General features: G+C 53.5%; 17 protein-coding genes. 10 read left to right on the top strand and 7 right to left on the bottom strand.

Translation table 11 applies throughout. From position 1 onward, the window contains the following. Nucleotides 1-352 precede the first annotated feature (352 nt). On the bottom strand, nucleotides 353-799 hold the full coding sequence (locus OB13_RS08375) for a PepSY-like domain-containing protein (RefSeq protein WP_461489708.1): 447 nt from the start codon (nucleotides 797-799) through the stop codon (nucleotides 353-355). 452 nt (nucleotides 800-1251) lie between these two features. Between OB13_RS08375 and OB13_RS08370 the strand changes: the two genes are divergently transcribed. Next, a complete protein-coding gene (locus OB13_RS08370; protein ID WP_461489707.1) occupies nucleotides 1252-1779 on the top strand; it encodes a DUF2911 domain-containing protein in 528 nt (175 codons plus the stop codon). 60 nt (nucleotides 1780-1839) lie between these two features. Here OB13_RS08370 and OB13_RS08365 read toward each other — a convergent pair whose 3' ends face one another. Beyond that, nucleotides 1840-2754 (bottom strand): glutamate--tRNA ligase family protein, encoded by a 915-nt coding sequence (locus tag OB13_RS08365; RefSeq protein WP_461489706.1) that lies wholly within the window; start codon nucleotides 2752-2754, stop codon nucleotides 1840-1842. 161 nt (nucleotides 2755-2915) lie between these two features. Between OB13_RS08365 and OB13_RS08360 the strand changes: the two genes are divergently transcribed. After that, nucleotides 2916-3299, top strand: a complete 384-nt coding sequence (locus tag OB13_RS08360; protein ID WP_461489705.1) for a nuclear transport factor 2 family protein — start codon at nucleotides 2916-2918, stop codon at nucleotides 3297-3299. A 254-nt stretch (nucleotides 3300-3553) separates the two neighbouring features. Beyond that, on the top strand, nucleotides 3554-4324 hold the full coding sequence (locus OB13_RS08355; protein WP_461489704.1) for a sterol desaturase family protein: 771 nt from the start codon (nucleotides 3554-3556) through the stop codon (nucleotides 4322-4324). A gap of 12 nt (nucleotides 4325-4336) precedes the next feature. On the opposite strand, the gene OB13_RS08350 is transcribed toward OB13_RS08355, so the two are convergent. After that, nucleotides 4337-4864 (bottom strand): YfiT family bacillithiol transferase, encoded by a 528-nt coding sequence (locus tag OB13_RS08350; RefSeq protein ID WP_461489703.1) that lies wholly within the window; start codon nucleotides 4862-4864, stop codon nucleotides 4337-4339. Between the two features lie 206 nt (nucleotides 4865-5070). On the opposite strand from OB13_RS08350, the gene OB13_RS08345 reads away from it, so the two are divergent. Genes OB13_RS08345 through OB13_RS08335 form a run of 3 tightly spaced genes read left to right on the top strand, consistent with a single transcriptional unit; the run spans nucleotide 5071 to nucleotide 6952 of the window. Beyond that, nucleotides 5071-5502 carry a DUF4174 domain-containing protein gene (locus OB13_RS08345; protein WP_461489702.1) on the top strand — a complete coding sequence of 144 codons (432 nt, stop codon included), beginning with the start codon at nucleotides 5071-5073 and terminating at the stop codon, nucleotides 5500-5502. Between the two features lie 35 nt (nucleotides 5503-5537). Next, a complete protein-coding gene (locus tag OB13_RS08340; protein ID WP_461489701.1) occupies nucleotides 5538-6335 on the top strand; it encodes an SDR family NAD(P)-dependent oxidoreductase in 798 nt (265 codons plus the stop codon). After that, the gene (locus OB13_RS08335) at nucleotides 6332-6952 is read left to right on the top strand and encodes a hypothetical protein (RefSeq protein ID WP_461489700.1); all 621 of its coding nucleotides are present in this window, start codon (nucleotides 6332-6334) and stop codon (nucleotides 6950-6952) included. The genes OB13_RS08340 and OB13_RS08335 overlap by 4 nt, the downstream gene beginning before the upstream one ends. A gap of 30 nt (nucleotides 6953-6982) precedes the next feature. Here the strand turns inward: OB13_RS08335 and OB13_RS08330 are convergent, their stop codons facing one another. The 3 genes from OB13_RS08330 to OB13_RS08320 all read right to left on the bottom strand — a co-directional run bounded on the left by OB13_RS08330 (nucleotide 6983) and on the right by OB13_RS08320 (nucleotide 8763). Beyond that, nucleotides 6983-7432 (bottom strand): hypothetical protein, encoded by a 450-nt coding sequence (locus tag OB13_RS08330; protein ID WP_461489699.1) that lies wholly within the window; start codon nucleotides 7430-7432, stop codon nucleotides 6983-6985. 329 nt (nucleotides 7433-7761) lie between these two features. Further along, nucleotides 7762-8319 (bottom strand): lipocalin family protein, encoded by a 558-nt coding sequence (locus tag OB13_RS08325; RefSeq protein WP_461489698.1) that lies wholly within the window; start codon nucleotides 8317-8319, stop codon nucleotides 7762-7764. Between the two features lie 12 nt (nucleotides 8320-8331). After that, complete coding sequence (locus OB13_RS08320; protein ID WP_461489697.1) at nucleotides 8332-8763, bottom strand: GNAT family N-acetyltransferase; 432 nt, start codon at nucleotides 8761-8763, stop codon at nucleotides 8332-8334. A gap of 237 nt (nucleotides 8764-9000) precedes the next feature. Here OB13_RS08320 and OB13_RS08315 point away from each other — a divergent pair, with 237 nt between their 5' ends. From OB13_RS08315 to OB13_RS08300, 4 genes are all read left to right on the top strand, one after another. Next, nucleotides 9001-9498, top strand: coding sequence for a YajQ family cyclic di-GMP-binding protein (locus tag OB13_RS08315; protein WP_461489696.1), 498 nt, complete (start codon nucleotides 9001-9003; stop codon nucleotides 9496-9498). A gap of 104 nt (nucleotides 9499-9602) precedes the next feature. Further along, complete coding sequence (locus tag OB13_RS08310) at nucleotides 9603-10391, top strand: TerC family protein (RefSeq protein ID WP_461489695.1); 789 nt, start codon at nucleotides 9603-9605, stop codon at nucleotides 10389-10391. 146 nt (nucleotides 10392-10537) lie between these two features. Next, nucleotides 10538-12853 carry a M20/M25/M40 family metallo-hydrolase gene (locus OB13_RS08305; RefSeq protein ID WP_461489694.1) on the top strand — a complete coding sequence of 772 codons (2316 nt, stop codon included), beginning with the start codon at nucleotides 10538-10540 and terminating at the stop codon, nucleotides 12851-12853. A gap of 120 nt (nucleotides 12854-12973) precedes the next feature. After that, entirely contained in the window at nucleotides 12974-13546 is a 573-nt protein-coding gene (locus OB13_RS08300) for a DUF4142 domain-containing protein (RefSeq protein ID WP_461489693.1), read from the top strand. Nucleotides 13547-13606: 60 nt separating this feature from the next. Here OB13_RS08300 and OB13_RS08295 read toward each other — a convergent pair whose 3' ends face one another. Then, nucleotides 13607-14272, bottom strand: a complete 666-nt coding sequence (locus OB13_RS08295; RefSeq protein ID WP_461489692.1) for a hypothetical protein — start codon at nucleotides 14270-14272, stop codon at nucleotides 13607-13609. Nucleotides 14273-14570: the final 298 nt, after the last annotated feature.

Below are 14570 nucleotides of genomic sequence, written 5' to 3'. Positions count from 1 at the left end.
TTTCACCCGCTCCTCGCTGGTCGTGGTAAAGGGCGGCGTGGCATACTGATCGATGATCTTCCCGAAAATGATCGGGTCTACCAGCGCCAGCACCTGGCTGATGCCGGCCAGTATAAGCGAAAGGATAACCAGCCCGCGATGGGGCTGCAGGTAGTTCCAGAGTACGCGCATTTAGGATTTAGTATGATAAAGTTCTCTTCCTACGCGGGCATTCGGCACAGGTATACGATTCCCTCACGCTTATCATCAGGGCAGCGTGCAGTTTTACGGCAGGTATAAGCTTTGGGCATAGGCCAAAAAAATGCCCGAAGCCAAAGCTCCGGGCATTTCCTTTACATGTACAGGGCATTTGTTAGTCCCAATACGATGGGTCTTCTACCTCTTTTCCATCCTGCGCCAGTACTACTTTTTTGTCCTGGCCTTTCTGATCGAGCTCCAGCTGGTAGTAGGTCTTGCCGTCTTTTTCTACCTGCTCCACATCATCTACGCGCATGCCTTTATAATTCTGGCTGATGGCAGTACGTATGCCCTGTGGCAGGTCATTCTCCATGATGTCACGTTTGGTCATCAGGATTTTGCCCGAGGGGTCCAGGAGCACGGTATGGTCGATGCGTTTCACATCAAAGTCTGCTTCGTAGTTACTGCCATTCATCTCCCAGTCCAGGTCGGTTGCGTTGGCATACTTTTGCGACAAGGCACTTTGTACGGCTTCCGGAACATCTTTCATGGCAACGTCCTGTGCCTGGGCGGCTATAACCGAAGCTCCTGCTAAAGCAAATCCAACTAATATCTTCTTCATGGTTCTTAGCTTTTAAGTGTTTAAAAAATTGGTATGGTATAAAAGTAAGGTACGAATCTGAAGCAAATCTGAACTGTGCAATTGGGTGACAGAGAAATAGTTGGGTTTTTAGTTTTACCGGTTGCTGTAGGTAGACAGGTATGAACTTTTGGAAATAATCTGGTTTTGAGTTGTGTCGGGCTGATGACGGTATTTTTTTGCGTGCGGGGTAAGCGGCTGCGCCAGAGATTGCTCTCCATCAGAAGGTCTGCATGGTGCGCTGCAGCAGGGCCGTCGCAATATCCTGGCAGGTGGCCTGTCCGTATGATGAACCAACTGGTTGTAACCCGGCCGTTTACAGGTATACGGGCAACACAATCTAATCGTGTGCATGCGCGTTACTATAATGCTGTATTTTATTGCTTTAAGTTTTAATTAAATTTATCTTTCAACTACAACCAAAATAATACACTATGAAAAATGCGCGTATTTTAAAATCAATTGCGATGTTGCTCATTGGCATTCTGGTTTCTGCTACTGCCTGGGCGCAGGACGCCAAACCGAAAGCCAGTCCGCCGGCTACGGCTTCCGGTAAAATCGGCAATGCCACCATCACCATCAACTACAGCAGTCCGTCAGTGAAAGGCCGAACCATCTGGGGGGATTTGGTGCCTTACGGAGAGGTATGGCGCTCCGGTGCGAATGAAGCGACCACTTTTACAACGGATCGCGATGTGATGGTGGAAGGCAAAAAGCTTCCTGCCGGTACCTACAGCTTCTATACCATCCCGGGCGAAGCGGAGTGGACCGTGATCTTCAACAAAACAGCCAAGCAGTGGGGCACCCAGTATGACGAGAAGCAGGATGCGTTGCGTGTAACCGCAAAACCCCGCAAGGCAACGGCTATGGCCGAGCAGCTGGCTTATGATGTAACAGACAAAGGCATGGTGCTGCGCTGGGAGAACGTGGAACTGCCGGTGGCTGTCACAGCGGCAAAATAAGTATCATATTCAACTTATCAAGTCCCTGTCGGGCGCTTTTAGCGTTGGGCAGGGATTTTTTTATACCTGCGCCATCTCCCGCGGCAAGTCTTCCAGCCTGAACCTGGCCAGGAAGCTTTGGGCGTCTGCTATACCTGCATCCGGCCATCCTGCCAAGTCGGCCAGCAGATGCCAGAGTTCTTTTGGCTGCAGCCCCGATTTGCGCATTTCCAGGATAGAGAGAGCGTCATCCGACTTGGAGAGCTTGTGGCCCTCGCTGCTACTGACAATAGGATGGTGCACAAACTGAGCGTTGGTAAAGGCCACTGCTCCGGCCTGTTGTGCCAGGAACAGTTGGGCTGCCGTGGAGATCATCAAGTCCTTTCCCCGCACGATGAGGTTGATGCCCATCTCCAGGTCATCGCAGAGCGAAGCCACTTGGTATGCCGGAATTCCATCCTTGCGGCGAACCACAAAGTCGGGCATTTCGAGCGCCAGCGGAACCGTGCAATGGCCCAGCAACTGGTCCTGAAAGGTAATGACGGTATCGTCAGGTATACGGATGCGCCAGGCGGCGTCGGGAGCCTGCAGCGGCAACTGCGCATCCCGACAGGTCAGCGGGTACAGCCCTTGTGGCGAAATAGCCGAAATCTGGCTGCGGGAGCAGGGGCAAGCGTATACCTGGCCTTGTTCCACCAACTTATCCAGCAGGGCACGGTAGGCAGGCAGGCGCAGGTGCTGCGAGTAATTTTCCTGGAAATCCGTGGGGTTGCGGGGACCTTCGTCATAGTCGAGCCCCATGAAGTCAAGCGTATCAAAAATATCCTGCAAGTACTCCGGGCGGAAACGGGTGTTGTCGAGGTCGTCGATGCGGAGAACCATTGTACCTTGTTGCCGGCGGGCCAGTGCCCAGGTAATGGCAAACGACAGCACATTGCCCAGGTGCAGGTAACCACTCGGGGTAGGAGCGAGGCGGGTTTTGAGTTGCTGTTGCATTTCCAAGGTATAGCTAGCTCTCCGGTGTAGCACAGGGACGGAAGAACCCCGTGTTCAGGATAAAGGCAAATTAGCACATTTTTGTCAGATTCGCTCTTCCCATACCTGTTGCGCACCGCCGCGTAATACCTATAAAGTCTCACGCACAAGTTATAGCCGCAATGAACCAGTTGGAGCAAAACAAACAGAATGCCGTCGCTTTTTACGACCTGATGTTCAATCAATGCCGCCCGGAAGAGGCAATCGACCGGTATGCAGGCCAGGTATACATCCAGCACAATCCGCATGTAGGCGATGGCAAGGAAGCCTTCATTGAGTATTTTGAGAGGATGGCGCGCGAGTACCCCGGAAAAAAGGTTGAGTTCAGGCGCGTGCTGGCTGAAGATAAGTATGTCGTGCTGCACTGCTGGCAGAACTGGCCCGGTGACTCTGACTATGCCGGGATCGATATTTTCCGGTTTGACGAGCAAGGTAAAATTGTGGAGCACTGGGATGTACTGCAGGTAATTCCGGAAACATCGGCCAATGACAATACCATGTTCTGAGTTTCCCGTCGCTATACCTATACCCTCGTTTCGCTGGGAAAATCCGCTACCCGTTACGCCACACTGTGCCCGCTGTTTTTTCTGCCATTTACAAAAGAGCAGCGCCAGAGAATATTGTTGCTCCTGGTGCCTTAAACGCATATTTTCTGCGAGCGATTCAAACTTATCGGCTGGTGTTCAGCGTTAAGAAAGAGACTGCTGCTTGCCTTGGTGCAGGCGTTTTCAACTTAGGTATGGTATCAGGGGAAAGGTAAATGGAGGCGAATCAGTACGGGTATTTTTATGCGCTCTTAGCGGCCCGGTATGTGGTGGTTGCAGGACTGGCGTTCCTGGTTTTCTACCTGCTGTTTCCGGCTAAGTTTGCAAGGTTCAAAATACAGCGGCTTTTTCCGAAGCGGCAGGATTATGTGCGGGAGGTGGGCTATTCGTTCCTGACCTTCTTCATTTTCGCGGCGGTGGGAGTGCTGCTGATTTCTCCTGCCGTCAAGCCCTATACCCGGCTTTACGACCTTATTTCTGAATACGGCTGGGGCTACTTTGCGCTGAGCGTGGTGCTGGCGCTGCTTATCCACGATACCTACTTTTACTGGACGCACCGCCTCATGCATCACCCACGGCTTTTCAAGTGGTTCCACCTCACGCACCACCGCTCCGTCAATCCTTCTCCCTGGGCGGCCTTTGCCTTTAGTCCCCTGGAGGCTGTCGTAGAGGCAGGTGTGATCGTTGTCATTGTCTTGCTGATGCCAATCCATGAATACGCGATCCTGCTGTTCCTGCTGCTGATGACGATCTACAACGTGTACGGGCACCTGGGCTATGAAATATACCCGAAGTGGGTGGTGAACAGCCGGCTGGGCCGCTGGCTCAACACTTCCACCAACCACAACATGCACCACAAGTACTTTAAGGGAAACTATGGACTTTACTTCCGGTTCTGGGATGAGCTGATGAAGACCACGCACCCGCACTACGACAAAACGCTGGCCAGCCTGGTAGACCCGGAGCAGGTCAAGGTGGTAAAGTAGCCGATCTTCTGGTTACTGCCAGCCATTCCGCTTTTTCAGTTCTGTGATGTGTGCCAGGTGGTGCTCGCCGTGCCAGGCATACAGGCCAATGTGGTGGCGGATGGTCTGCTGACCGGAAACGGGGTGCACAAAGGTGCGGTCCAGCTGCGAAGTTGTCAGTTGATGGAGCATCAGTACCCAGCGCTGATGGAGTGCGTGCAGCAGCGCCAGCGAAACAGCCGGATCAGCCGATCTGGCCTCCGGTAGCTCCGCCCAGGCTGCTTCATCGTAGGGGCGAATCGTGGGATTGTCTTCCGTGAGCGCCAGCTTTTGGCGGGTATAGCCGTTGAGGTGGCTGTCAGGGAGGTGGTGCACTACCTGGCGCACGGTCCAGCCGCCGGGGCGGTAGGGCGTGTCCAGCTGCTCATCGGTGAGATGGGCTACCGCTTCTGCTACCCGCGTGGGCAGGCTGCCAATGGATAAGATGTACAGGTTCAGCTGATGCTCTGTGATGAGCTGAGGTGGGCTGTAATGGCCGATGGGGTAGCGAAGTTCATCCATAACTATGCTGGTTTAAAGCTAAATATAGGAAATTACCGGAGCGGCAGCGGCACTGGCAGCTTTAATTTTTTACTCTCACGAGTTGACCCGCCGCCAAGCCACTCCATCACAAGGCAGCCTCAGAGTTTAATCCTCCATTTGCTTCATCAGGTAGGCCGCGTCGTCTTCTTGCAAACCTTGCGGCAAAGCAACTGCGTATGTAGAACATGTTTCGCATCACAGCTACTGCTATCCTGCTTGGCCTGCTCCTGGGGCAGGCCAAGCTTGCTTTGGCTCAAACTATACCGGATCCTTCTCATATGCTGAAAGATTACAAATGGAAGAACCGGCTGCTGCTGGTATTTGCGCCCGCTTCGGATCACCCTGAATACAAGCGCCAGAAAGAGCTGATCAGCAAACAGACGCAGGGGCTCCAGGACCGGCACCTGCTTGTGCTGGATATTACAGGCGGAGAGGAAGCGGAAAAGCAAAAGCTCCGGGAGCAGTTTAAAGTGAAGGCGACGGAGTTTACCATCCTGCTTGTAGGGAAGGATGGCACAGAAAAGTACCGTAGCCGGCAGCCTGTGTCTATGCAGGCTATTTTTGAAGTGATCGACCAGATGCCGATGCGGCAACAGGAAATGCGGGAGCAGAAATAGTTATACCCGCAACAAACAATCTCAGATGAAGAACGATGACAAAATCTAAACTTACCTATACCGCCCTGATCACAGGCGCCTCCGGCGGCATTGGCCTCGAACTGGCCGAGCTGTTTGCGCAGCAGGGCCACAACCTGGTGCTGGTGGCCCGGTCGGAGCAAAAGCTCGAGCAGCTGGCCCTGCAGTTTGCCGTCAGGTATAAGGTATACACCAAAGTAATCGCCAAAGACCTGGCCAGGCCTGAAAGCCCCGGGGAGATATTCCGGGAGCTGCAGCAGGAGGGGCTGGGAGTAGATGTGCTGGTGAACAATGCCGGCTTTGGTAACTATGGCTTTTTCAGGGACACCGAGCTACAGAAAGAGCTCGACATGATGCAGGTGAACATGGTGGCCCTGACGCACCTGAGCAAGCTGTTCCTGCAGCAGCTGCCACCGGGGAGACACGGCAAAATACTGAACATCGCTTCTACGGCTGCCTTCCCGCCGGGACCGCTGATGGCCGTATACTATGCCAGTAAAGCATATGTGCTCTCGTTCTCGGAAGCGCTGGCAGCAGAGCTAGCCGACGAAGGGATTACGGTCACCGTGCTTTGTCCGGGTGCTACCGATACGGACTTTAAGGAGAATGCCAACCTCGAAGGTTCAGGACCTTTCAGCCAGGCCTTGATGGCAGATGCCCGGAGCGTGGCCAGGGCAGCGTATGAGGGACTGATGGCCGGCAAAGTAGTGGTATTCCCGAACCTGAAGGATAAACTCACGCCGCTGCTGGTCAATCTGGCACCCCGCCGTATGTTGAGAAAAGCTGTCTTGAACATTCAAAAGAAACGACAATGACTTTCCGGCCACGGCCTTTGCAGCCGGACGAGGAGCGCTCCCTGGCTGAAAGTGTCAGTTACCGGCTCTCCTCCTTTCTCCGCTCCTTCACCACCGTGCTGTATGTAGGGATGGGCATGGCCCTGGTAGGGATGGTGATGAAATTATGGGGGCTGACAGGCGGCAGCTTTGTGTTCGTGTTTGCCATGGCCGTGCTGATGCTGCTCTTTCTGGTGCAGGTCGGCCTGTCTTTCTTCTACATCCTGTCCAATGTGCGGCTGGCCTTGCTGGGGTCTGTCAGCAGTCTGGCCCTGGTGCTGGGCTTTCTGGCGCTTGTCTTCCGCTACCAGAACTGGTATGGCTGGCAGGTGGTGTTCTTTACCGCGCTGCCGATGTACCTGCTGACAGGTGTGCTGCTATACCTATACCTGCGAAAATACAGGAGATTACATGCGCCCCTCCGCAATTTCCTCTACCGCAACCTGCTGATTCCTTTTGGCTTTTTGCTGGTGCTGGGCATCGTCTCTTTCCTGGCGGATGCCGAAACATTCAATCAGGAAGAAGACACCATGCTGCAGAACTCCCCGCTCGAGCCCGACGCAGCGGAGGACACCACGGATCTATGGCGGGCGTACTGATTCGGACCAGCCGCCTGGCTCTTGCCTCCGCTAATCCTGCTGGTAAGAGTACGAGGACTTGTACCTGAACTCTGCCGGAACCAGGATATACTTATCTCGCCGGAGGTTTCGGTACAGTTGCCGGGCAAACGTATTGTTGAGCGTTTCATAATACGCATAGACTCCGTTCACCACCGACTGGGCATACCAGCTAGGTTCCAGTGTCTGCGTATCGATCAGGTATGAATGTAACAGCGTATTGGTCTCCGGCTTGTCCAGAAAATTGGTGTCTGTCGATAAGGTATAGGTATGCCAGAAGCTCCGCAGGTTCACAAACAGGATCGTCTCCACACCGGTTTGCTTCACCACATCCAGAAATTCAGCGTAGCTCACATCCGCATTGATCTTAAACACATCCGACGAGTGCACTACCCGGGTCTGGGCTCTTTCCGACAGCGTTTGCTGTAGTGTGTTTTCCAGGTGTGAGCGGTATTTGGACAACTCCAGGTTATTAAACTTTCCCCGGATGTGGGTTTGATAGGAGGCCGAATCAAGCCGGCTGAAGTCTTCGCTGATGTTGCCGACCAGGGTAAGGATGCCGATGTAATGTTTTTATGGCGCTTCTACCTTCTCTGTATGGCTGGAGGAAGTAGCACATCCTGTTAGGAAAAGGAGGGCGAGGAGGAGCGGGTAGAGTGTTTTCATGGACTGCTGGTTCAGGTATACCTGTATGAAATATCTTTCATATGATATATAAGCAAAAGGCAGGCCAAGCGGTTGGGTATCAAAAGAATACTTGCATCGAACTCCTGGCTGTTTAGAAGGAAAGCTTACTGGTTGCAGCGCTGGTCCATGAGCTGCAGCTGCTCTACCGGGAAGCCTTTGCTGCTGGCAAGCAACTCCAGCCGGGTATAGGTAGCTTGCGCCAGGGTGGGGGTGCGCGACAGGATCCAGAGGCTTTCGCGGTCCGGGGAGCCTACCAGCACATAGCGGTAATCGGGGTCAAGGTCCAGGATCCAGTAGTCGCCTGTGAAAGGCCAGAAGAACTGTACCTTCAGCTTGCTGTTGTTGCTGCCTTCCACCGGAAAGGCCTTGCCTTTTACATCGCTTACTTTTCCGGTCGGGCTGTCTTTGCGGCAGGAGTTGTATACCTCCACATAGCCTGCTTCTTTTTTGAACGTATACTCGGCCGTGGTGCAGTGGCAGCCTTTTGTGAAGCGCTGCGGAAGGGAAGCGATCTCGTACCACTTGCCCATGTAGCGCTCCAGGTCGACAATGGGTACGGTGTCGAGCGGGGCATGGCTACGGCTGCAACTGCTGATCAGGACGGCGCCGAGCAAGGTGGCCCCGGCAGTGAGTATGAGTTTCTTCTTTTTGGTGAAAGCCATGCATGAAGCTGGTTAGAGCTGCCTGGCCATCTTGTAATGCTGGATAGTGCCAAACAACAGGTATGTTTTTTCTATTACTTCATACCCGTTGCGACGGTAAAAGTTTACGGCATTTTCCCGGGCTTGCAGCGTCATGATCTTGGCGCCCATTTTCTTGGCCCGTTGCTCGAGGTAGCGGAGCAGCTGGTCGCCCAAGCGCTGTCCCTGCTTGTCGGCCCGTATACCCATAAACCGGAGCTGGCCCTCCCGGATGGCGTTCAGGTGTAGCCGGCACACGCCGATGGCCTCTCCTTCGTCGTCTACCAGCATGGCGTGTATGGCCCGGTCGTCGTCCTCGGCATACTCACTGCCTTCGGGCTGGTTCCAGGGGCGGCGCAGCGTCTCGTAGCGCAGGCTGTAGTATTTTTCAAAAGCTTCGGGGGTGGCAGGTTCTATTATCTTCATAGGATTAAATGGCTTCCTTGCTAAATGGGTGACGTGTAGTCTAAGGTAACCTGACGGGCAGAAGCAATGACCCGTCATTTTCAAACGCCACTCCAAACGACCTTAAAGGTAACGAATGCATAAACAATTTAACAGGGTAGCAAATTAGCAATTCAACAACTGACAATTCAACCTTTTAAATAACTTTGTAAGTTTTAAATCGTGTAAATCTTATTTCTGATACTTATTCTCAAAACTATGGCATCTTTTGATATCGTAAGCAAAGTTGATCCGCAGATCATGGACAACGCCGTAAATACTGCCCGCAAGGAGATCCTGAACAGGTACGACTTCCGGGATACCAAGGGCTCCCTGGAGTTTGACAAAAAAAACAATGAAGTGCATATCAGCATGGAAAACGACATGCGCCTGCAGCACACCGAAGACGTGCTGATCGGCAAAATGGTCAAGCAGGGACTGGATGCCACCGCCCTGGATTTTTCCAAAGACGCTTACCAGTCCGGAGCAATGGTCAAAAAAGACATCAAGGTAAAAGCCGGCATCGATAAGGAAACCTCCAAGAAGATCATGAAGCTGATCAAAGACAGCAAGGTGAAGGTGTCAGCGGCGATCATGGACGAAACGATCCGGGTGACGGGCAAAAAAATTGATGAGTTGCAGGAGGTGATCGCGCTTATGCGCACGAACGCTGCCGAAATAGGTATGCCGCTGCAATACGTAAACATGAAGTCGTAATACTTAAATTGTTAGATTGCTGAATTGTTAAATTGTTGACCTTAATATTGACCATTTAACCATTGACAATTTGACCAACCAACTCACCTTAACTCACCTCCTGTATGGAAATATTTGCTAATCCGGATACCTGGATCAGTTTGCTCACACTGACCTTTATGGAGGTCGTGTTAGGTATAGACAACATCGTGTTCATCTCGATCATAGTAGGCAGGCTGCCGAAGGAACAGCAGGCGAGAGGGCGCAACATCGGCCTGATGCTGGCGCTGGTTTTCCGTGTGATCCTGCTCTTGTTCATCTCCTGGATCGTGAGCGCGAGCGACCCGATCTTCTCCATCAACCTGCCGTTTACCCCCGAGGATTTCGCCGTTTCCTGGCGCGATATCATCCTCTTTGTGGGTGGTCTGTTTCTGCTGGCGAAAGCCGTTACCGAAATTCACAACAAACTGGAGGGCGAGGAAGAGGAGGCCCAGGGCGCAGCCAAGGCCTATGCGACCATGGGCCAGGTGCTCGTCCAGATCATCCTCATCGACATCGTGTTCTCTTTCGACTCCATTCTGACGGCCGTAGGTCTGGCGCAGGAGGTCATTATCATGATAATCGCCGTTATCCTGGCCATGATCATCATGCTGATCTTTGCCAAATATGTGAGCGATTTTGTGAACAAGCACCCAACCGTGAAGATGCTGGCACTGGCCTTCCTGATCCTCATCGGCTTCATGCTGGTGGTGGAAGCCCTGCACCAGCACATCCCGAAAGGCTACATCTACTTTGCCATGTTCTTCTCGCTGCTGGTAGAAATGCTTAACATGCGCCTGCGCAAGAAAACCACACCGGTGCACCTGCGTCAGAGCGAAATCGTGGAGATAGAAGAAGAGACCCCTGTGGTCTAGCAGCACCCTGCTTATTCTGTAGGGCAGCGGCCCCACCTATAGCTGGTGGGGCCGCTGCCCTTTTTTGCTGGGTATTAGGGCTTTAAGAGTAACCTTTTTAAAATTGTTTCTATATTAGAAAAAGTAAATGCAATTCTGCTGCTGCCATGCCCTACCGGAATTATCTGATCGCGCTTTTTCTGCTCACTGCCTTAACGGCGCTCTCTATACTTAGCATAAAGCTGATGCAGGCACCGGAAGCTTTGCCTGCCAGTGCGCCCGCTACCGAGTTTTCGGCTGAAAGGGCCATGCAACACCTGCGCCGGATCGCACAAGAGCCGCATGCCATGGGCACGCCGGCCCATGCGGCAGTGCGCCGCTACCTGGTGCAACAGATGGAAGCGCTGGGACTGCAGCCGCAGGTGCAGGAAGCCGTGCAGGTCACCCAGGTGGGGGAAGCAAGCCACGCCGGGTATGTCTACAATATACTGGGCAGGCTGAAGGGGCAGCAGCCGGGCGGGAAAGCGGTACTCGTGATGGCACACTACGACTCGCAGCCCAACACCCCCGGCGCCGGCGACGATGGAGCAGGTATAGCCGCTATGCTCGAAACAGCCCGGGCGCTGCAGCAGGGGGAGCCTTTGCAGCACGATGTGATCTTCCTGATGACGGATGGCGAAGAGTATGGCCTCTACGGGGCAAAGGCCTTTCTGAAGCACCCCTGGGCAGCAGAAGTAGGCGTGGTGGTGAATGTAGAGGCGCGCGGGAATTCGGGCCCCAGCATGACCTTTGAGATCAGCCCGGAGAACGGCTGGGTGGTGGAGCAGTTTGGCCGTGCGGCACCTTACCCGTTTGCCAGTTCCATGATGTACGAGGTATACCGCCTGCTACCCAATAACACCGACTTCACCGTTTTCCGGGATGCTGGCTACACCGGGCTGAACTCCGCCTTCATCGATGGCTTTGTGCACTACCACAAAATGACCGACTCGCCCGATAATCTGGACCAAAACAGCTTGCAGCACCATGGCAGCAACATGCTGGCGATGGTGCGGCAATTCGGCAACGTAGCGCTGGACGATACCAAGTCCCGGGACAAGATCTTCTTTAACCCGGCCGGCAGCTGGCTCGTGCAGTATCCGGCCGAACTGAATATGCTGTGGACTGCGCTGGTGACACTGCTGTTGTTTGTGACTGTACGGGTGGGTGTCCGGAAAAAAGCGCTTACCCTACCGCAGGTGATTGGTGGCCTGCTGAGTTTTGTGCTGATCGTAGCGGTCGTAGCCGGCGTGTTCTTTCCGGTCAATAGCCTTGTAAAAGGGTTTCTGCCTTATGCGCATGACATCAACGGGGTATACGGTGCGGGCAGGTTCTTCATGGCCTATCTGCTGCTGGCGCTGGGCCTTTTTCTGTTGCTGTGCTGGCAGGTCCTGCGCTGGATGTCTCTTTTTTCGCTGGCGCTGGGCGTCTGTGTGCTGTGGTTTGTGCTGCTGGTGCTGACGCTGCTGCTGTTGCCTGCTGCTGCTTACCTCTTCCTGTTTCCGTTGATTTTCTGCCTGGCAGGTATGCTGGTCGTCTTTCTGCGGGGCATGCATCAGCAACAGGTCGCGTGGCCTTTTGCGATCGTGTTGCTGGCAGCCGTAGTGCCGGCCATCTTTATGCTGATGCCGATCGTGCGGTTTCTGTTCGTGGTCTTTGCCCTGCAGATGCCTGAGGCCATGGTGGTGCTCCTGCTGCTGCTGGCCGGGCTGGCTATCCCTTTGCTGGTCATCATCGAACGAAACTTCAGCTGGCGGATGGTGCCTCTGCTGCCCATCCTGCTCTTGTTGGTAGGCGCCATTCAGGTATACAGGGCCATCGATGCCGAGAAGCCGAGCGCAGCGCAACCCTTGCACAGCCATGTAAGCTATTACCTCAACGCAGACGAGGGTGAAGCCGTGTGGGCCTCTGCCTACCAGCGGACAGATAACTGGAACAAGCAGTTCTTTCCGGCGCCTACTTCAGGCGCACTGACCGAGGTATACCCCATGGCTGCGCGTGTTTACCTGAAAAATCAGGCAGCAGCTATACCTGTGGAAGTACCCGTAGCTATTTTGCAGAACGAGGCCATTGAGCCCGGAGAACGGATTCTCACGCTGCAGCTGCGCTCCCCGAGAGGGGCGGCCCACCTGGACCTGGTGCTGCAACCGCAACTGGAAGGGGATTTTCTTTCAGCTTCCATCAACGGAGAAGCACTCACGCTGCAGCCCATCCAAACAAAGCAGGGGCCGGTATACTTTGCCAAGGTGCATGGCCTGCCGGAGTCAAAAGAAGTGGAGCTGGAAGTGCGCCTGAAACAAGGTAGCAACCTGTTGCTATACCTCTGCGACATTTCCATCGGGTTGCCGGAGCAGCTCGTGCAGGTGCCTATGCCGGACTACGTAGTGCCGGAGCAGGGCCGGGAGAGCAACCTTCTGCTGGTGCGTAAATCCTATACCTTCTAACAGACAACCGCACTGCTGTAATTTGAATTGAAGTCCTGAAAGGCGAGGCTGCACTTTTAGCTGAATTTGTCAAACAGCTGAACCTGAGAGGGAAGGTATGCGGTATAGGGGTATGCCCTTATGAAATTCACCCGACCTATGCTGATTGATAAACTCCTGACGCTGGCTTTCGGCTCGATCTTCCTGCTACTGCTGGCCTGTAGTGATGCGCCCGAAACACTAAACCAGCACACCACGGAAACCCCTCCGCCTGTAACAAACCTGAGTGCCAGTACGGCCTTTCTGGATTATGCTGCCAGCACCAACCTGCTGCAGATCGAGCTGGCACGTCTGGCCATAGAGCGGGCGCAAAGCGAGGAAGTAAAGGTAATGGGAGAGCACGCTCTCAAGTACCATACGCATGCATTAAACAAACTCAGAGCGACCGTAGGCGAGGCACAGCGCGCCCATTTGCCCGATTCGTTAGGCACTGCCGACCAGGGCATCGTCCGGGAGTTTACCAGTCTGCCGGCTGCTGAGTTCGATAGCCGGTACCGGGATTACATCATATCCTCGCACAGCTCCCAATTAGAACGATTTCAGGAAGAACTGCTTAAAGTGGAGGAAAAGAAGACCAGAAAATGGATAATGGAGGTGGAGGAGCACCTGCGGGAGCGTATCCAGCTGGCCAAATCGGACACCATTGCGCTCTAGCGCGCTGACAAGGAGGGGAGAAGGTATAGGTATAGGTGGTGTTACAGGACTGGTTTTCAATCAGCTCCAGAGGTCGGCCGCTTTGCGTGCCATCCTGAAAAAAAGCTCCTTTTCGAGGCCTGCTACCTGCCGGGCCTCGCACTCCGAATACCCATTTTCGGAAGCGTTGAGGTAATCGTAGTAGAGTTGTGCCAGCTCCAGCGAGTCATCTTCAAACTGTTCCGTCAGGCTTTCCCGCTGCAGCTTTTCGGGCTCGAAGATCTTGGAAGGGTATAGCTTGTCGAGTTGGTAGATGAGGTATTTCTGCGAGGTGTTATCCGAGTGGCTGCCGCCACCCAGGAGCTGCTCCAGTGGCAGGTCATCGTCATCCTCGAACTCATCCTCAAAATCATCATCCACGGCCAGCGGCTCATACACGATCAGGTCGAAGCCGGTGAGCTCCAGGTAATCATCAAACTGCTCTTTGATCGGGATCAGGGTCGGGGATTCGTGCTGGTTGTTGAGGATGTTGGCAATATGCAAAGCGATTTCCTTTCCCTTGTCGCCGGCACCGATCAGGATCTGGTTGAATTGGGTAAAGTCGCAGCCCAGGTAGATGAACTTGTACTCGTCATCCAGCACGGTAAAACACCAAAGCGTGATAAACTCCGTGTCGTCAATAACGACCGTATCTATATAGAGCTCGTTTATCTGGATGTAGTATGGCGAGTACTGCGGAGTGTCCATGGCTGACAATAGCTTTCGTTGAAATTCAGGTTTAGGCAGCAGCCTGGCCGGCTCCATTCAGGTGCTGTAATTGCATATACGCAGTAAAGGTGCACATGGCAAAGTATCTATATAGAAAGTAAGCGAAGGGGTTTAATCTTCGTGTCGGTAAATAAAGTACAACACGCCTCCTAATATAGTCACACCAATACGTATAACCCAGCTGATAGTTTCGCCCCATTGGTCCAGCCAGTTAAGTACTACCAGATTAGCGCCTGTAAAACCCAAGAAAAGCGATACAAAACCAATGATCAGGAGG

This window comes from Pontibacter sp. HJ8 (assembly GCF_054824225.1).
The sequence above is the reverse complement of the archived record's forward strand: the minus strand, read 5'-3'. Positions and strand labels throughout refer to the sequence as shown.

Bases quoted from the DNA above. Each gene is read 5' to 3' on its own strand.
- OB13_RS08305 (WP_461489694.1), top strand. From the start codon at position 10,538: ATGCCCTACCGGAATTATCTGATCGCGCTTTTTCTGCTCACTGCCTTA.
- OB13_RS08335 (WP_461489700.1), top strand. From the start codon at position 6,332: ATGACTTTCCGGCCACGGCCTTTGCAGCCGGACGAGGAGCGCTCCCTG.
- OB13_RS08360 (WP_461489705.1), top strand. From the start codon at position 2,916: ATGAACCAGTTGGAGCAAAACAAACAGAATGCCGTCGCTTTTTACGAC.
- OB13_RS08345 (WP_461489702.1), top strand. From the start codon at position 5,071: ATGTTTCGCATCACAGCTACTGCTATCCTGCTTGGCCTGCTCCTGGGG.
- OB13_RS08350 (WP_461489703.1), bottom strand. From the start codon at position 4,864: ATGGATGAACTTCGCTACCCCATCGGCCATTACAGCCCACCTCAGCTC.
- OB13_RS08295 (WP_461489692.1), bottom strand. From the start codon at position 14,272: ATGGACACTCCGCAGTACTCGCCATACTACATCCAGATAAACGAGCTC.
- OB13_RS08310 (WP_461489695.1), top strand. From the start codon at position 9,603: ATGGAAATATTTGCTAATCCGGATACCTGGATCAGTTTGCTCACACTG.
- OB13_RS08355 (WP_461489704.1), top strand. From the start codon at position 3,554: ATGGAGGCGAATCAGTACGGGTATTTTTATGCGCTCTTAGCGGCCCGG.
- OB13_RS08365 (WP_461489706.1), bottom strand. From the start codon at position 2,754: ATGCAACAGCAACTCAAAACCCGCCTCGCTCCTACCCCGAGTGGTTAC.
- OB13_RS08340 (WP_461489701.1), top strand. From the start codon at position 5,538: ATGACAAAATCTAAACTTACCTATACCGCCCTGATCACAGGCGCCTCC.
- OB13_RS08370 (WP_461489707.1), top strand. From the start codon at position 1,252: ATGAAAAATGCGCGTATTTTAAAATCAATTGCGATGTTGCTCATTGGC.
- OB13_RS08315 (WP_461489696.1), top strand. From the start codon at position 9,001: ATGGCATCTTTTGATATCGTAAGCAAAGTTGATCCGCAGATCATGGAC.
- OB13_RS08375 (WP_461489708.1), bottom strand. From the start codon at position 799: ATGAAGAAGATATTAGTTGGATTTGCTTTAGCAGGAGCTTCGGTTATA.
- OB13_RS08300 (WP_461489693.1), top strand. From the start codon at position 12,974: ATGAAATTCACCCGACCTATGCTGATTGATAAACTCCTGACGCTGGCT.
- OB13_RS08325 (WP_461489698.1), bottom strand. From the start codon at position 8,319: ATGGCTTTCACCAAAAAGAAGAAACTCATACTCACTGCCGGGGCCACC.
- OB13_RS08320 (WP_461489697.1), bottom strand. From the start codon at position 8,763: ATGAAGATAATAGAACCTGCCACCCCCGAAGCTTTTGAAAAATACTAC.